The sequence below is a fragment of the Mycoplasma sp. 3686h genome (assembly GCF_056781225.1).
The window spans coordinates 42,051-59,488 of the sequence record NZ_CM165562.1; the positions used below are offsets into that span (position 1 = coordinate 42,051).

Genomic DNA, 17,438 nt, shown 5'->3' on the forward strand with positions numbered 1-17,438 from the left:
TATTTTAACTATTAAATGCTTGATTTTATGGTAAAATAATTGTACTACGCCGTCATAGCTCAGCAGGCAGAGCACTTCCATGGTAAGGAAGGGGTCGCTGGTTCAAGTCCAGTTGATGGCACCATTTCAGAGATGACCAAAAATAATCCGAATCATTCGGATTATTTTTCATACTTAAAGAAATTATGAATCGGAAGTGACAATTGGTCATTAACCTTGATTACATCATAATATTTTAGGTTTACATTGTTGATTTCTTTGATTGTTAATCCTTCTCCATCCTTAAAAGTAATTAAAGTCAAAACATTAATATCATTAGTTTGTAGTTTAGATAGCAATCGATCAAACAAATAAGGTTTATTTTCTTTTGATAACAATTTTAGGGACTTTTTAACAAATGATGAATTAATAATTTGATTATTTGTGTGAATAATTAAGCTAATAAAAATTGGTGTTTTACTAATTATGATTTTAGGAAGTGGGTTTTGTGTTAAATCGTTAGTTTGATATTTAACATTATATTTATCACTAGAAATAATCTTTACAAAGTCGTGTAAGTATAAGTTTACACCAATTTGATGTAATTTTCATTGCTCTTGAAGAATATTATAATAGGTTTGATTGTTTAATGAATAAACAAAACCAACATCTTGAGCAATTTGATTAAATTTAGTTAAAACATCAATAAATTGGTCTTTAGTTAGATTTTGCACTTTTCTCCTAGTTTAAATATTTTATGAATTGAGAAAGAAATTTCTCAATTCTTTTAAAATATTCTTTTCTCACATTGAATGACCAGCTTTTGCAACAAAAACTAAATTAGTATTTGGATGAGCTTTACTCAGTAATCATGCACCAATTGGTCGTGTATCTATATCCTGGCGACCATGAATAATAGTTATTGGTATGTGAGCAAAAATGTTGACATTATTCAAAATGTAATTATCTTCAGGAAAGAAGCAATGATTAATAAAATAATATGATTCCATAATTGCAATTTGTTGGTCTAATTTTAAATTAGGTTTAGTTGGGTTAGTTCTTTTCTCAATGCTTATTAGTGTTTCTTCTCAAAGAGAAAATTCTTGATAGCCCTTTTGCTTAAACTGCTCATCATAATCACCAGTAAATAAATTGAAATATTTTTCGATATTATTTTTACCAGGAATTTGATTTACAAAAGAGCTATATCTTTCGTATTCTTGTGGATAAAAATATGAAGCACCTTTTTGATATAAATAATCAATATCTTCTTTTCGTCCTAAAAAGACACCTCTAAGAAGCATTTTAGATACATTTTGCGGATATTTAATCGAATAAACTAATGCTAAAGTTGTGCCTCAACTACCACCAAAAAGCATAATTTGTTTTAGATTAAGTTTTTGTCTAATTAATTCCATATCCTCAACTAAATTGAAGGTATTATTTTCTTTGAGTTCAATAAAAGGAAGACTTTTGTTAGTTCCACGTTGATGAATTAACACTACAAAATATTTATCTAAAGGAATTAATTTTTTAAGTTTATTAACACTGTATCGACCACCAGGACCACCGTGAATAACAAAAATAGGTTGATTTTTAGGATTTCCTAATGTTTGATAATAAACTTTATGAAGTCCTGTATCTAAGTAAAACGATTCAATTTTGTTCATATAGTTATTTTACTTTTTTATATTAAAAAACAACGTTTTTAGCGTTGTTTAGTGAACATAATTATTTTTCGTTTGGTCTTGAGAAGACATATCTTCCAGTTTCAGTTACTAAAACATCATCTTCAATTCTAGCTCCACCAATTCCTTCTAAATAAATTCCAGGCTCAACAGTGATAATCATTCCAGGCTCAAGAACATGTTCTGAACGAGAAGAAACGCTTGGGAATTCGTGTACATCAATTCCTAAACCATGTCCTGTTCCGTGTAAAAAGTAATCACCATAACCTTTTGAAGCGATATAATCACGGCAAATTTTATCAATTTCACTAGCTTTAATTCCAGGTTTAACACTTTTTCTTCCTAAATAAGCAGCTTCTTCGACAATTTGTAAAATTTCTAACATTTTAGGGTTTGCTTTACTTTTGTCTCCTAAAATTGTGGTTCTTGTAATATCTGCTGTATAACCTTTATATAAAGCACCAAAATCAACTTTAAGCAATGAGTTATCTTCAATTAATTTATCAGTAGGGTGATGGTGTGGTTCAGCTGATGAAGCACCCGAAGCAATAATTTCATCAAAACCCTCTTTATCAGCACCGTGTTTTTTCATTAAAAAGTTAAGCATAGCGGCTGCTTGTTTTTCGGTTATACCCGGTTTAACTCATTTAATAAATTCATCATATGCACTTAAGGTAATATCAATTACTTTTTGCATTTTTTCAATTTCTTCAGGACTTTTAATAATTCTTAAATCTTGTGCATCGATTCAATGAACTTTTTCGGGTTTAACTAAGTTCATAATTCTGTTTTCTCAATTTTTCACAAGATAATTGTTTTCTAAAACAATTGATTTAAGTTTTCTGTTATCAAACCATTTTTTAAGAGCATCACCAGTCATTAAAACAACTTCCACGTTTTTAGCGTGTTTTTGACAGTATTCAATATAACGAGAATCTACAAAAAGAGTTGCTTTATCCTTTTCGATAACAATTAATCCATCTGATGTTTGTACACCCGCATATCATAATCTAGTTTGTGGTGCTTCTGAAATTAAAGCATCAACTTGTAATGTTTGAAACATTTTATCTAATCTTTTTCTATCCACGATTTTCCTTTTTTATTTCTTTTAAAAAAAGCACAATTTTTGTGCTTTCAAAAATATAATTATTATTTTTTTGAATTTAAAGCTAATTCAATAAGTGTTCTAACCATTACACCAGTAGGTTTTGGTCCAATGTTAGCTGTTCCAGCAATATCAAGGTGAACATATTCAACATCTTCAGTAAATTCTTTTAAGAACATAGCCGCTGAAGAGCTTCCTCCACCTGCACCACTAAGATCAGTGTTTTTAAGGTCGGCTACTTCAGATTTTTTAATTTCTTTAGCAAAAGCCTCATCTAAAGGCATTCTTCAAACTTGTTCTTTAGCTGTTTTAGCAGCAGCTTTAATTTCTTCTCAGGCTTGGTCACTTGTTGATCAAACTCCTGTATATGTGTGTCCTAGCGAAACCAAAATGGCTCCAGTTAATGTTGCTACGTCGACAAGTCTGGTAGCTTTAAGGTTTCTTACAGCGTATGTTAACCCATCAGCCATGACAAGTCTTCCTTCAGCATCAGTGTTATTAATTTCGACAGTTTTACCATTCATTGAAGTCCATACTGAATCTGGAAGCGAAGCATCTCCGTTAATTCTGTTATCAGTAATGCACATAATAGCCGCTACATTTGTTTTTGGTTTTAATTGAGCAATTGCTTTTAACGCACTAGCAACAATTACTGACCCTGACATGTCAAATTTCATATCAAGCATTGAACGACTTGGTTTAAGTGAATAACCACCTGAGTCAAAAGTAATTCCTTTACCCACATAAACAGTTTTTTCGTTTGATTCTGGATTTCCGTTGTATTCAATTACAACTACTCTTGGTTCATATACACTTCCACGGTTAACCGAAAGTAAAAGCCCCATTTTATGTTCTTGAATTTCTTTTTTATTCAAAACAGTAACTTTTAAATTATCGTATTGTTTTAAATCTTTTTCAATTACATCAGCAAGAAATTCAGAGTTCAAAATATTTGGTGGTGTAATTTGCAAGTTTCTAGCAAAGTTAACTGCTTCAGTTACAATTGCATATTTTTCAAAAACTTTTTTATATGAATCTTCGTTAGCGTACATTAATAGTGAAGTTTTGAATTCAGGATCTTTTTTACCTGTTTTAGCATTGTAAAGGTCTGCCTTATAATAGTTATGTGCTAAACTAAATGCTTTAATTAAACATGGCTCGCATACTTTTCCTTTAATAAAGGTGTCTAAGGCAATTTGAACATCTCTACGTTGTGAAGCAAAAAAGTTTTTAGCAAAATCATATACTACGTCAAATTTATAATCTTTTTCTTCTCCTAAAAAAACAAGAGCTTCGTTTTTATCTAAATATTCAGTTACCACTCCGTTTTTTTCAATTAAAGTTGATGGATATTCATCCCCCTTGAAAACAGCTTTTAACAACAAGTCATTATTTCTTTCCTTGTCAATTTGTTGGATTTTCATTATTATTCCTTTCTGGTATTCTAATAGTTATATATATTTTACCTTTTTGAAAATTAAATGTTATAAGTTTTTAGCAAATTCAAGTAGTGTTGAAACTAAAACACCTTGGGGTTCTCCGTTAATATCAGCAGTCCCAGCAATATCACAGTGAATAAAATCTACATCCTTAACAAATTCTTGTAAAAACATAGCTGCTTGCGAAGAATCTTGTTTTACTTTTGAACTTCAGTTCATTAAATCAGCAACTTTTGATGACTTATTTCCTTTATCAAAATCTTCGTGCATAGGCATTCTTCAAACTTTTTCTTTAGCTTCTTGAGCTGATTTTAAAAATGTTTCAACCTTATTATCACTTTGACTAAAAATTCCGCTATAAACATTTGATAATGAAGTTAAAATAGAACCAGTTAATGTTGCTACACTCACAATTGTTGTAGCTTTTAGTATATCTGCAGCATAATAAAGACCATCAGCAAGAACTAATCTACCTTCAGCATCTGTATCGGTTACTTCAACTCATTTACCACTCATTGATTGATAAACATTTTCTGGAAGTGAAGCATCATTGTTGATTCGATTATCAGTTATACACATAATTGCTGAGACGTTTTTCTTTATTTTTAGTTCAGCAATTGCTTTAACCGCATAAGCAACAATTACCGAACCTGACATATCATATTTCATTCCTTCCATATGATATCCCTTGGTGTTAACACCTCCAGTATCAAAAGTAATCCCTTTTCCTACATAAACAGTTTTTTCGCTTGAATCTGGATTTCCGTTGTATTCAATTACAACTACCCTTGGTTCATGGGTACTTCCTTTATTTACTGAGAGCAACAGACCCATGTTTAATTGTTCAATTTCCTTTTTAGTGAGAACTTTAATTTTTAAGTTTTCAATACCTGATAAATCTGAAGCAACAAAAGAAGCTAGCATCTCACTATTAAGAAAATTTTCTGGAGTAATTTGCAAGTTTCTTGTTGATGTAATTGCTTTAGCAATAATTAACAATTCTTGTAAATATGAATCTTGCTTGTTTTGAACTAAAAGCGAAATTTTCTTCTCTTTTTCTTCTTTAGTTTTATTAGTTTTTTTAAATAATTTAGCACTACCAAATTCAATTGATAAAACAGCTAAACGTAAAGATTCTTGTTCAGAAAAATGTGCAGATAAAGAAGAAACATCTAATACATAATCGCGATTAATTTTACTTGGAAGAGCTCTTAATAATTCTTGAACTTGATAGTAAGATGAATATTCTTTTTTAATATATAAGTATGCAGAATTATTAGCTAAATCTTCACTAATAAAACCGTGTTTTTTAATTACAAAATCTGGATGATTTTGATTTTCAAACACAAATTTGAGCACAATTTGTTGCTCGTTTAATTTTTCTTGAATTTTAATCATTTATACCTCTTTTATATTATCTTTAATGAATAATTCTAGCGAAAGCTTTGCACTTTCACGATATGCTCGAGTTAGACCTCCAGCACCCAATTTAATTCCTCCAAAATATCTGACGGTAATTACAAGTATATTATTAAGCTTTTTAAATTTTAATAATTCGTAAATTGGTCTTCCAGCAGTATTTTTTGGTTCACCATCATCATTAAAACCGGCATTTTCAGTTCCATTTTCTAAAAACAAATAAGCATAACAAATATGACGGGCTTTTTTATGCTCTTTTGCAACTTGTTCCAGAAAACTTTTAACTTCATTTTTTGAAGAAATGCGAAAAATGTATGAATAAAAAGAAGATTTCTTTACCAAAAGTTCACTCTCATAATTCATAATAATATTATATTTATTTTATGGAATATTTCACATTTGTTGCATTTAAATAATAAATTTTAAATAATGTTATTATTTATATTAAATACGGAGGTAATTAAATGAGCAAGAAATTAGAAATTGAAATCAAAGATGCAGATAAATTGCAATTTGTTATTAAAAATGATGGTCAAGCAGGTGATTACATTGATCTACGAGATATTTTAAATAAAGATTTTACTAACATTCATTCTTTTAAAACCGAATTGATCGAAAAACTTAAACAAATGTACAAAGAAGATTTCTTAAACGAGTATGAAAAAAGAAAAAATGAAGAACAAAAAAAACACACAAAATTACTGGAAGACAAATTTAAGAGTGATTTAGAAAGTCAAAAAATTAAAGCTATTCAAGAAGTTGAAAACAAATTTACCAAAAAATTGAACGAAAAAGAACAAGAGCTTAACAAATTAAAAAATGATTTAGAAAGCGAAAAAAGAAATTTAGATTTATTTAAAAACAATTTTAAGCTTGAATTACAAAACAAAAAGAATGAAGAGCTTGATAAAATCGAAAAACAACATAACAAAAATTTAATCGCAAAAGAACAAGAAGTTATCAAGTTAAAAAGCGATTTAGAAAACGAAAGAAAAAATTCACAAGAACAAATAAATCTTATTGTTGATAACAAAGTCGGAGCAGTTAAGAACGAATTAATTAAAGAATATGAAGAAAAACTTAAAGAGGAATTAAAAAATAAAGAAACTGAAATTTCTTCATTACAACGTCAATTAAACGATTATTCGAAATTATCAACTAAAATGATTGGTGAAGATTTAGAAAACAAAGTTGAGGATCGCCTCAGAGAAATGTTTAACCCATTTAGAGAGTTTGTCAGATTCGGTAAAATCACAAAAGCAAAATCAGATAAAAATTCTGACGAAACCTCATTAGACGGGAAGAAAACTAAAGCAGACTTTTATGTTGAATTTTTAAGCAAAAACAATAGAAAATCAATTGGAAAAGTTATTATTGAATGTAAATCTCAAGAATCAGAAAAAGGAACTACCAAAAATTCAGATCATTTTAAAAAGCTTGAAAAAGATCGGAATAAAGAGGGAGCATATTTTGCTTTATTAGTAACTAATTTGGAAGATAAAAAAGAGTTTTTTGTTTATACACCAAATGAAGATGAATATCAACAAATTATTATTCTAAGATTTCCATTTTTAGGAGCTGTACTTTCGCTTCTTTATTCTTATTTTGAAAAACTTGAAATTGGAAAAATGGATGGTGAATCAATTCAAAACGCAAGAGAGTTCGTTGAAGGAGTAGAAAATATTAAAAAAGCATTTATGCTTTCGCTTGAAGGATTAAAAAGCAGACAAGACGAAGTTCTAAAGACAATTAATAATTTAAGAAATCAAACTGATAAATTAGAAGACTTAATTGATAAAATGGTTAGAATTGATATTAAGAAAATTCACAAAGCTTTAACTACTCAACACAAATTACCTTCTGAGTTCTTAACCTCAGATTCGATAAACTTATTAGAAGAGGAAGAGATTTATCAATTACCGTACGAAAAACTTATTTCATAAAAAACTTACTTTAATTTTTCGAATAATTGAACAATTTGTTCTACACTAAGTTGCTGAATTCGTACATTTTCAGTTCAATTTAGTTCAGAAAAGGTTTTTAAAATTCTCTCTTTGCTATATTTAGTTGATAAAGCATAAGAGAGTTTTTTTCTTCGGTTAGCAAAACATAATTTAAAAAAATCTTTAATTTCAGTTCATTGATTTTGTGAAATATTATCTCTAAAAACAAGTGAAACAATCGCTGAATCAACATTTGGAGCAGGAGAAAAACAAGAAGCTTTCACGATAAATTCAGTCTTTACATTAGCTAAATATTGACATGAAACAGATAATTTAGAATATTCAGACGAATTAATTTGAGCTGACATTCTTAGTGCTACTTCTTTTTGCACCATTAATAAAACACCTTTAAACTGGTCTTTATGTTCAAAAATTTTAAACAAAATATTAGTAGTAATGTAATAAGGAATATTTGCGATAAGATAAGTATTTTGAAAATCCTTTAAGTTAGCTTTTAAAAAATCTTGATTAATTATTTCTAAATTTGAAGCACGAGGAAATTGCTCTTTTAAAATATTAATCATATCTGGATCAATTTCATAGCAAGTAACTTTACTTGCTTTTTTAATTAATTCTTTTGTTAATGCTCCTCTTCCAGGTCCAATTTCTAAAACCGAGCGATTAGTAAAATTAAAAACATCAACAATTTTGTTGATGATATTTACATCTTTTAAAAAATTTTGACCAAAGTGTTTCTTTGAGTATACTTCTTTTTTCATACTATTTTAGGTTGAATAATTCTCTGAGGTTTTGATTTATACGATTAACAAATTTATCCATACCCACTTTTTTCAAACCAGCAATATAATAAGCAACAAAAAGAACTGTGTTAGGCTCGTTTGTTTGTCCTGTATACGGATGTACACGTAAATAGGGAGAATCTGTTTCGGTTAATATTTTATTGATTGGTAAATATTCAACAACTTGACGAGTATCATTAGCACTACCGTAAGTAACTACTCCGCTAAACGAAAAATAACAATTTAATTTTTCGAACTTTTTAGCTCATTCTAAATTACCAGCAAAAGTGTGAAGCATTGTTTTAACTTTGTGTTTTTGAAGAATGTTAAAGACATCTTCATATGCTTGTCACGATCCTTCTTTATCGCGAATATGCACAATTATAGGTAAATTATGGTTTTTAGCAATTATGACTTGCTGTTCAAAAGCTTGTTTTTGTAGTTCGTGTGAAGCTACATTATCATAAAAATAGTCTAGACCAATTTCACCAATTGCCACAACATCATATTTTAATAATGGTTTGATTAATTCTATATCACTTATATCATGCAAATCTTCAGGATGTATACCAACTGCAGGTTTAATTATCGAATATTTTTTAGATAATTCAAGCACTTTATAATTTTCTTCTCTATGACCACCATTTACAATCATAAATTCAATATTATGAACTTGAGCTTGAGCAATGATTTCATCGATTACTCAATCTGGATAATATTTATTTGTTAAGTGATTGTGTGCATCAACAAACTTATTTTTCTTTTTTGACATACTATTTTCCTAAACAAAAGCTTTTAAACATCACATCTAAAAGATCTTCTTTGTTAACATTCCCTTTGATATTTTGTAACGATTCTCATGCATCATATAAATCAACAATAATCACATCAAATGTCATTCCAGCCTCAATTGTCTCAATAGCATTTTCAATACTATTGAGAGCTTGCTTAATTAACGAAATTTGACGTGTATTTGAAAGGATTCTTTCATCTAATACGTTAATATTATCAAAATGTTTGACCAATTCATTTTCAAGTTGCTCGATTTGATTATTTTTTGCTGAAATAGAAACTGCTTGTTCATTGATTGGAATATTTAAGTCAGATTTATTAATCACTTTAATGTAAATTTTGTTGTATTTTTGAGCTTCTTGGTAGATTAGCTCGTCAAATTGATTGTTTTCTTGGGTTGGATCAAAGACATGGATAACTAAATCAGCTTTTTGAATTTGCTCGAATGATTTAGCAATTCCAATTGCTTCTACAGTTTCCTTAGATTCTCTAATTCCAGCTGTATCAACTAATTTAAAAAGCATTCCTTGAATTTGATAAGAAGCTTCAATTGTGTCTCGAGTGGTACCGGCAATATCAGTGACAATTGCTTTATCTTCTGAAAGTAAAGCATTTAAAATACTACTTTTTCCAACGTTAGGTTTACCAACAAGTGCAACTTTAACGCCTTCAAAAATATAACGTGCACTTTCTGATAAGGTTACAATTTCTTGTAATTGAACTTTAAGTTTGTTTAGACTATCAAGCATAATTTGATCATCGATATTTTCTAAATCTAAATATTCTGGATAGTCAATATTAACTTCGCTAAGTCCAATTAAGTATGAGATATCTGCAATAAATTTATCAATTAATCCGCTGGTTTTACCGGTAAATTTGTTAATTGATGCTTTGGTTTGCAGAGTGGTTTGAGCAAAAATTAGTTCATGAATTGCTTCAGCCTTGACTAAATCAATTTTACCGTTTAAAAAAGCTCTCCGAGTGAATTCCCCTCTTTCAGCTAAACGAGCACCGTTTTTTAATAATGCCTCAAGCACTTGATTTGTGGTTACTATTCCACCATGACAATTAATTTCAATAAGAGGTTCACCACAATAATTGTTGTAAATAATTTGACCGTTTTTTTCTTTTCCAACAAATCACATCACCAAAACTTCATCAATCATTTCAGAACCATCAAAAATAAAACCATAAGTAATCTCATGGTCTTTGCCTTGTTTACCTTTAAATACTTTTGAAACAATTTCAATAGCATCTGGTCCAGCGAGGCGAACTATGGAAATTGGTTGGTTTACGTATGAACCAGACGAAATAGCAGCAATGTTATCGTACATATATAAAATTTTACAATTTTATATTATATTTACCTATTTTTTTACTATAATTCTCAAGATATGTTAGATAAAGCGATAGAAGTTTTTTCGTGGTTTACGATTATCCTTGTTATATCACTATCGATTCCACAACTAATAAAATTACTAAAAGAAAGAAAAACAGGAAAGGTTAATTTTTATTCATTTTGGATTCTTCATATCGGAATCTTAATGTGAACGCTTTTTGGTGTGTTTAGCGATTTAAGTGCACCACTTAAATTAAAAAATGTAGTTATTGGTGATGGTGTTTCATTATTCATTAACGGAGTGATGACTTACTTATTGTATCATTTTTATGAATTTGAAAATGATGCTATGAAAAAGAGACTTTTAGCACTTGGAGGAGTTTTAGCAACTTGAATTATTGGAATTGCATTTATTAGTATTTACTTTACTGATTATACATTCAGAATAACAGCAAATCAAGCAACTGTTTTTGGATTGATTGCACCTACATTCACAACTTTTGCATTCTCTCCACAACTTTATACCTCAATTAAAACCAAAAATTGAAAAGGTGTTTCGCCAATGCTCTTTGTTCTGTTTGAGACAAACAATTTTTGTTGAGTTGTCTTCTGAGTATTATCAATTGTTAAATATGGATCAAACCCAGACTTAATTGGTGGCTTAATTTGACAAGTTATTTCGTTCCTTTTATATGCATACCAATTAACAATGGTTATAAAATACAATTACTTTAAAACTCAAATGGCTTAATAGTCTAAAAAGAACTTTTTTAAAATAATTACTTACTTAGTTTTGTAATTTCTTTCTTAAGTTCTTTTTTTATCCCTTTAAAAATAAGTTCTTTCAAAAAACTTAATTGTAAATCGCTTTAATTTTCATTACTATTTATCGGGTAATTAGTAATAATTACCTCTTCAACATGTCCTCTACCATCTCCTTTAGAATTTATCATTCTTCGAGCTTTGATTATATGAATATTGTAATTTTTATAAAGCTCTTGTATAAATTGAGTGTTGTGATTGCTTAACATTACTTTAATTCCTTTATCTGAAAGTTTTTTATAAACGTTAAATAATCTAATTTGCTCATTTTGATCAAAATTTTGATTAGTATAAGAAGTAAAAGTTTTTTTATTTTCAATTATGTCATAAGGAGGATCTAAATAAACAAAATCATCTTTTTGAGCAGTTTCTAAAACCCTCTCAAAATCTTGATTCAAAACATTAATATTAGCACTGTTAATATAGCTGAATAATTTTTCAAAATTTTCACGATCAAAAGTTTTAATGGTCTCCTTTTTACCTGAAGGAACGTTAAAATAACCTTGTGAATTTACACGATAAAGTCCATTAAAACAGGCTTTGTTTAAATAAATCATTCTCGCAGCTCGCACATATTCAGGTAGAGAAAGAAAATTTATATCTCGATCAAGCGATCTAATTTTTAAATAATATTCTTCAGAGTGGTTAAGTTCATGTTTGATTAATTCTGCTTTTAAAAGTTCATAAATGTGCAAATTTTGAAAAGCTTTATAAGCAAACATTAGGTCTTGATTTAAATCACTAATAGTCGCTTTATTAGGAGTTAGTGAGAAAAAAAGTAATCCACCCCCAACAAAAGGTTCGAAATAATTATTAAAAATATCAGGGATATATTTTTCTAATTGACCCAAAATTTGAGTTTTACCGCCAGCTCATTTGACAAAAGGTTTTATGTTATTTTTTTCTTGAAATAATTTCTCAATTTGTATATTTAAAACTTTTTTAATCTTTTCAATTGTATCAATAGTGACGTTGATTTGTCCCTTTTCAATTTTTGATATATGAGCCCGATCAATCTTTATTAACACGATATTTTTTTACATTTTTACCAAAAACCTCTCTAAGCATAAACAACCACCTTTATATTATTGTATATGTATTATAATACACAATATTATTTTTAAAAGGAAGTCATTTTGCATTATTCGTTTATCTATTTTTACTTTTATAGTATAATATTTTTACATCTGGCAAATGTGGTGAAGCGGTTAACACAGCGGGTTGTGGTCCCGTCATGCGCGAGTTCGAATCTCGTCATTTGCCCCATTTAATAAAAACAACCCTAAAGGTTGTTTTTATTTTTTATTCTTATTAAGTGTTTCATTTACCTTAGCTAGCAGTTTATCTAAATTATTTTCTAATTGATCCAAATTATCTTCAGTTAGGCGAAATTCTTTTTGTTCTTGTTCAAGGGTTTCTGGGGTAAATAATTCTTTAGAATTAGTTTGTAAATCAGTAGTTTGATAATTCTTTTTGATCCGAACTTTGTACAAATTAGGAATATTAATTTCAATTAAATCTGGGTTGGCTTGTGAAAATGAGTATTTTTTAATCGGATCTAAAAAAGTGTTTCCTTGAGTGTTTTTAATTAGCAACATATCACTTTCACGGGTTGGATAAATATCGGAAATATTAAAGATTTTGTCCTTAATTTGGTCTTTAAAAATTGCTTTTCCTTTAATATTTTTAGGGACAAAAGGAATTTTTTTGCAACGCATTTTCTTCAAAAAACCATCATCAGTAATGAAAGTAATTACATCATCACTTGCAGCGATAGTGAAATTATTTACTGTATCGCTCAGCGATAAGTAAATCCCTTTATTTCCTTTTGCTTTAGTACCGTAAAGTCCTAAATCATTTTCTGAATATTTACTTGAGAGGCCGTTTTTAGTAATGATAATAATATCTTTAGCTCCATTACTCAAACAAGCATTAACCACTACATCATTAGGAGCTAGTGTAATAGCTGTGTATGTTTTATTCAAACGAGAAACTTGAAATTGTTTAAGTGGAGTTTTCTTGAACATTCCATCTTTAGTACCTAAAACAACAAAAATGTTAGCATCTCAATTAGAAACTTCAATAATTGAAACGATTTCTTCACTTGGTTTAGTATCAACAAAATCTGTTAGATGCATCCCTAGATCTTTTCATTTACATTCAAGAATTTGATAAATAGGGATTAGAGCATAATTACCTAAATTAGTAATAATTAAAAATTGATTTAAAGTGTTAGCTTTTTCGTAATGAATAAGGTAATCTTCTTCCTTAAGAATATAATTAGCAAAGTCATTTGCATCAGCTACTCGTTGTGAAATTCGCTTTAAATATCCATGTTTCGAAATCCCGATAATCACTTCTTCTGCTTTGATTAGGTCAGTTTTTTGATAATTAAACTCATATTCAGATTCAAGAATAGTGGTTTTTCTTGGGGTAGCAAATTCATTTTTAATTTCAAGTAATTGGTTAATAATAAATTTATTAAAATCTTTTTCATTTTCCAGTAAATTGGTTATTTTTGCAATTTCTTGTTCAAGTTCTATTTTTTCTTGTAAAAAAGCCTCTTTATCCGTTTTACTTAAACGGTAAAGTTTCATTTCAGCAATTGCATTAGCTTGATTGTGAGTAAGATTAAAATTATCAATTAAGGCTTGAACCACACCTGCTTTTGAACCTTCAGCTTTTCTAATTACTGCAATTACTGCATCAGTTATCTCGCTAACCTTAATAAACCCTAAAACCAGCTCTAAACGAAGTTGATTTTTAGTGAGATCATATTGCAAAGTTTTAGTTTTAATATCTTTAACTTGGGTAATGTAACTATCAATTAACAAAGTTAAATTAGCTGTAACAGGTGAGTTATTTAAAATGACTGTATTATTGTAGTTATAAAAAACCTGGAGACTGGTTTTTTGGTATAAATAGGAAATAATGCTATTCTCATTAACATCAGGTTCTAGCGTAATTAAAATACTAATTCCATTGCGATCTGATTGATCTTTGACTTCAATAAAACCGTCAATTTGTTCATTAGAAGCTAAATTTTCAATCTCATAAACTAGTGAAGATTTAACCACACCAAAAGGAATTTGAGTAATTTCAATAAACTTATTTTTTCCTTTTTCAAAGACATTGTATCGACTAAACAAACGGATTTTTTCTTTATTGTTCTTTCCTGTATCAAGAGCTTCTAAAATCCCTTTATTTCCATGAATAATTCCACCAGTTGGGAAATCTGGGCCTAATACAATTTGAGATAATTCATTAAAAGTTAAAGTAGGTTTTTTAATTTTAGCAATACTTGCATCAATAATTTCGCCTAAATTATGAGGCGGCATTTCTGTAGCCATACCAATAGCAATCCCTTTGGTACCATTAACCAATAAGTTTGGTAAAATGCTTGGAAGTACTTCGGGTTCAATTTCTGAATCATCAAAGTTAGGAACAAAATTAACAGTGTTCTTTTTAATATCACCTAAAATGTAATTAGCAATTTTAGACATTTTAACTTCAGTATAACGCATAGCAGCAGCTGGATCATCATCGATTGAACCAACATTTCCGTGCATATCTAAAAGTGGAATGTTCATTTTTCATCATTGAGACATGTTAACCATAGCTTCATACACTGATGAATCACCGTGAGGGTGGTATTTACCAATTACATCTCCTACAATCCGAGCTGATTTTTTATAAGTTTTATCATTAGTTAAACCCAAGGTGTGCATAGCGTATAAAATTCTTCGTTGCACGGGTTTAAGACCATCTCGCACATCTGGTAGAGCTCTTTGTTGAATAACATACTTAGAATAGCGACCAAATCCCTTTTCTAACAATTTATCAACAGAATTTTGAATAATTTTTTCTAGTTTTTTATTGATCTTACTCATATGTATTTTAATTTTACTTTAAACGTTTAAAAATAAAAGCATTCAGAGAATGCTTGATTATGAATTTAATTTAATTACTGAATATTTCACAGTTTGTCCATCATCTGAATATTGAACTTTGATAGTATTTGGTTCTACAGTAACTTGATGAGTTTTAAAGGTTGTTGATTCAAAGAATACTTTTAAACTTTCTGTTTTAATTTTTCCATCCCTTGCATCTACGCCTTTTAGTGTTTTATCACTATTATCGAAAGTTAAATGAATTTGTGTTTTGTAAATATAATAAGTGTTTGATTTCTTTTTATCTTTTGAAATACTAAAATATGATTGAGAATTTGCTTTTTGTTCTTGGACATATTTTACAAGTTCTGGTAAATTATCAACTGTAAAATTGATTTCATTTTGTTGTTCACTTACAGCTGGTTTAACTTCTTTTGGTTCAGTGTTTTGGTTTAAAGAAGTTTGACCTGAGGTATTGTTGGATGTAACGGTACCTTCAGTATTATTTTTATTGTTTTTGGCTTTTGATAGAGTGATATTGTCTGTTGGGTTAGGACTAATGGTTAGGACTAAATCAACTAAGTATGTTTGACCTTCCAAAACATATTGTACTACTAAGTGTCCTTGTTGCACCACAACAGGCTCATGTCCATTCTTTTTATTAAAGGTTTTTGAATATACTTTGATTCCCTGTGCTGGACTACCATCCGATTTTATTCCACTTAATTGAGGGGTTCCTGCAGGAACATTTAAAATAGGGTCATTTTGTTGAAATAAATCATATGAATTAGTAGTTGGGTGGAAGTAAAGAGAAATATATCCTTTTGTTTCTGCTTTCTTTAATTCTTGTAAAAGCAATTCTTCATTGGCTATTGTGAATTTAACAAGTTCCATTTTAGGAGTTTCCATTTTCTTTTCTCTTATTTCTTTAATAGTTTCATTTGCAATTTCAATAGCTTTTGCTAACGATTCTTTATAATTAGTCAACCTTTCTGCACTAATTTCGGGTGAAAACTGAACATCAGCTAGAACATTAGCTAAATCCTCAATTATTTTTTCATCACCATTTTTTTCACCCTTATCTAAAGTTTCTGTAAGAGCTTTAAAAAAGAAATTATCAAATGATTTTTCTAGTCTATTTTTTTGTTCGGTATTTAATTTATTGGTATCAATTTTTGCATATTGTTCAAATCAGGTTTTTAAATCATTAGGTGTAGCGTTTTGGACTTCATATTTTTTAAGATTTTCAATTAGTTCATCGTTTTTCTTATTATCAAGTGCATCGTTGATGGGTTTAGACAATTGTTGCTTCATTTTTTCAAAGTAGTCTTTAAATTCTGAAGATAAATTTTGCGGAACTTGTAAATCATTAAAAATGTTCAATAATTCTTTAATTACATTTTCATTATTATTTAAAAGATTTTTCTGTACAAATAAAACTAATTCTTTAAGGAAATATTTATTTAAAGAATCAATTACCTGCAATTTTCCTTCATTAGTTGCTTCTGGACTACTTACAATTCTATAAGCTGCTTGGATATAATTTTTAAAATTTTCAACTGAAGGATTTGGAACTTCATATGTTTTAATTATTTTCTTTTGTTCTTGAATTTGTGGAATATAGCTCTTAAGTAAAGTTGTAAATTTATCCTTCATAGTTTTAAAAACCGTCTCTAAGTCAGACGGTAAACCTTGAGGGATTTGTAAATTATTAAAAGTAGCTAATAATTTATCAAGATTTTCTTCATTATTATCAGCAAAATCTTTTTGTATAAACGAAGTTAAACTTTTACTAAGATAATCAGTTATAGAATTCTTAAGTTCATCTGTTTGTTGAGTAGTTATTTTTGGATTACTTGCAATTTTAACAAATGCTTCAAGATAATTTTTATAATTATCAGTAGAAGGTGTTGTGTTTTCATAATTTTTAATTGAAACATTTGACTCTTCTTTTGGATTTTCACTGACTGTTGAACAAGATAAAGCAACAGCAACAGGTGATATAGCGGTGGTAAAAATTATTAGTGGTTTAAAAAATTTTTTCATAAATTTCCTCTAAATTTTAATTCATATTGTTTTTATAAAAAGTTATTTTTTTAATTATATGTATATTTAAAAAGATAATCAAGCAAAAACCAAAATTTATAAAAAGACATATAGATTTAAGTAAATTTTTAAAATATTTTAAGAATGTCTTTAATTTTTAGACAAAATTAAAACTT

At 28.6% G+C, this 17,438-nt stretch carries 14 protein-coding genes and 2 tRNA genes; 4 read left to right on the plus strand and 12 right to left on the minus strand.

Going from position 1 to position 17,438, the window contains the following annotated elements; genetic code table 4:
• Positions 1-48 precede the first annotated feature (48 nt).
• Positions 49-124, plus strand: a tRNA-Thr gene (locus AC1RP9_RS00180).
• Positions 125-161: 37 nt separating this feature from the next.
• Here AC1RP9_RS00180 and AC1RP9_RS00185 read toward each other — a convergent pair.
• The 6 genes from AC1RP9_RS00185 to AC1RP9_RS00210 all read right to left on the minus strand — a co-directional run bounded on the left by AC1RP9_RS00185 (position 162) and on the right by AC1RP9_RS00210 (position 5,993).
• Complete coding sequence (locus AC1RP9_RS00185; RefSeq protein ID WP_481822400.1) at positions 162-713, minus strand: hypothetical protein; 552 nt, start codon at positions 711-713, stop codon at positions 162-164.
• A gap of 21 nt (positions 714-734) precedes the next feature.
• A complete protein-coding gene (gene pip, locus AC1RP9_RS00190) occupies positions 735-1,649 on the minus strand; it encodes a prolyl aminopeptidase (RefSeq protein ID WP_481822401.1) in 915 nt (304 codons plus the stop codon).
• A 61-nt stretch (positions 1,650-1,710) separates the two neighbouring features.
• Positions 1,711-2,754 carry a M24 family metallopeptidase gene (locus AC1RP9_RS00195; RefSeq protein ID WP_481822402.1) on the minus strand — a complete coding sequence of 348 codons (1,044 nt, stop codon included), beginning with the start codon at positions 2,752-2,754 and terminating at the stop codon, positions 1,711-1,713.
• Between the two features lie 62 nt (positions 2,755-2,816).
• A complete protein-coding gene (locus AC1RP9_RS00200) occupies positions 2,817-4,196 on the minus strand; it encodes a M17 family metallopeptidase (RefSeq protein WP_481822403.1) in 1,380 nt (459 codons plus the stop codon).
• Between the two features lie 60 nt (positions 4,197-4,256).
• Positions 4,257-5,609, minus strand: a complete 1,353-nt coding sequence (locus AC1RP9_RS00205) for a M17 family metallopeptidase (protein ID WP_481822404.1) — start codon at positions 5,607-5,609, stop codon at positions 4,257-4,259.
• Positions 5,610-5,993 carry an IMPACT family protein gene (locus tag AC1RP9_RS00210; protein ID WP_481822405.1) on the minus strand — a complete coding sequence of 128 codons (384 nt, stop codon included), beginning with the start codon at positions 5,991-5,993 and terminating at the stop codon, positions 5,610-5,612.
• Positions 5,994-6,094: 101 nt separating this feature from the next.
• Here AC1RP9_RS00210 and AC1RP9_RS00215 point away from each other — a divergent pair, with 101 nt between their 5' ends.
• Entirely contained in the window at positions 6,095-7,573 is a 1,479-nt protein-coding gene (locus AC1RP9_RS00215; RefSeq protein ID WP_481822406.1) for a DUF2130 domain-containing protein, read from the plus strand.
• A 5-nt stretch (positions 7,574-7,578) separates the two neighbouring features.
• On the opposite strand, the gene rsmA is transcribed toward AC1RP9_RS00215, so the two are convergent.
• The 3 genes from rsmA to mnmE are packed head-to-tail and all read right to left on the minus strand — an operon-like array spanning position 7,579 to position 10,499.
• On the minus strand, positions 7,579-8,352 hold the full coding sequence (gene rsmA, locus AC1RP9_RS00220; RefSeq protein ID WP_481822407.1) for a 16S rRNA (adenine(1518)-N(6)/adenine(1519)-N(6))-dimethyltransferase RsmA: 774 nt from the start codon (positions 8,350-8,352) through the stop codon (positions 7,579-7,581).
• A gap of 1 nt (position 8,353) precedes the next feature.
• On the minus strand, positions 8,354-9,145 hold the full coding sequence (locus tag AC1RP9_RS00225) for a TatD family hydrolase (protein ID WP_481822408.1): 792 nt from the start codon (positions 9,143-9,145) through the stop codon (positions 8,354-8,356).
• A 1-nt stretch (position 9,146) separates the two neighbouring features.
• A complete protein-coding gene (mnmE, locus tag AC1RP9_RS00230) occupies positions 9,147-10,499 on the minus strand; it encodes a tRNA uridine-5-carboxymethylaminomethyl(34) synthesis GTPase MnmE (RefSeq protein WP_481822409.1) in 1,353 nt (450 codons plus the stop codon).
• A 210-nt stretch (positions 10,500-10,709) separates the two neighbouring features.
• Between mnmE and AC1RP9_RS00235 the strand changes: the two genes are divergently transcribed.
• The gene (locus AC1RP9_RS00235) at positions 10,710-11,255 is read left to right on the plus strand and encodes a PQ-loop domain-containing transporter (RefSeq protein WP_481822410.1); all 546 of its coding nucleotides are present in this window, start codon (positions 10,710-10,712) and stop codon (positions 11,253-11,255) included.
• A 118-nt stretch (positions 11,256-11,373) separates the two neighbouring features.
• Here AC1RP9_RS00235 and AC1RP9_RS00240 read toward each other — a convergent pair whose 3' ends face one another.
• The gene (locus tag AC1RP9_RS00240) at positions 11,374-12,354 is read right to left on the minus strand and encodes a Dam family site-specific DNA-(adenine-N6)-methyltransferase (protein ID WP_481822411.1); all 981 of its coding nucleotides are present in this window, start codon (positions 12,352-12,354) and stop codon (positions 11,374-11,376) included.
• Between the two features lie 162 nt (positions 12,355-12,516).
• On the opposite strand from AC1RP9_RS00240, the gene AC1RP9_RS00245 reads away from it, so the two are divergent.
• A tRNA-His gene (locus tag AC1RP9_RS00245) sits at positions 12,517-12,592 on the plus strand.
• A gap of 29 nt (positions 12,593-12,621) precedes the next feature.
• On the opposite strand, the gene AC1RP9_RS00250 is transcribed toward AC1RP9_RS00245, so the two are convergent.
• Positions 12,622-15,216 (minus strand): DNA topoisomerase IV subunit A, encoded by a 2,595-nt coding sequence (locus AC1RP9_RS00250; protein ID WP_481822412.1) that lies wholly within the window; start codon positions 15,214-15,216, stop codon positions 12,622-12,624.
• Positions 15,217-15,273: 57 nt separating this feature from the next.
• On the minus strand, positions 15,274-17,262 hold the full coding sequence (locus AC1RP9_RS00255) for a hypothetical protein (protein WP_481822413.1): 1,989 nt from the start codon (positions 17,260-17,262) through the stop codon (positions 15,274-15,276).
• Between the last annotated feature and the right edge of the window lie 176 nt (positions 17,263-17,438).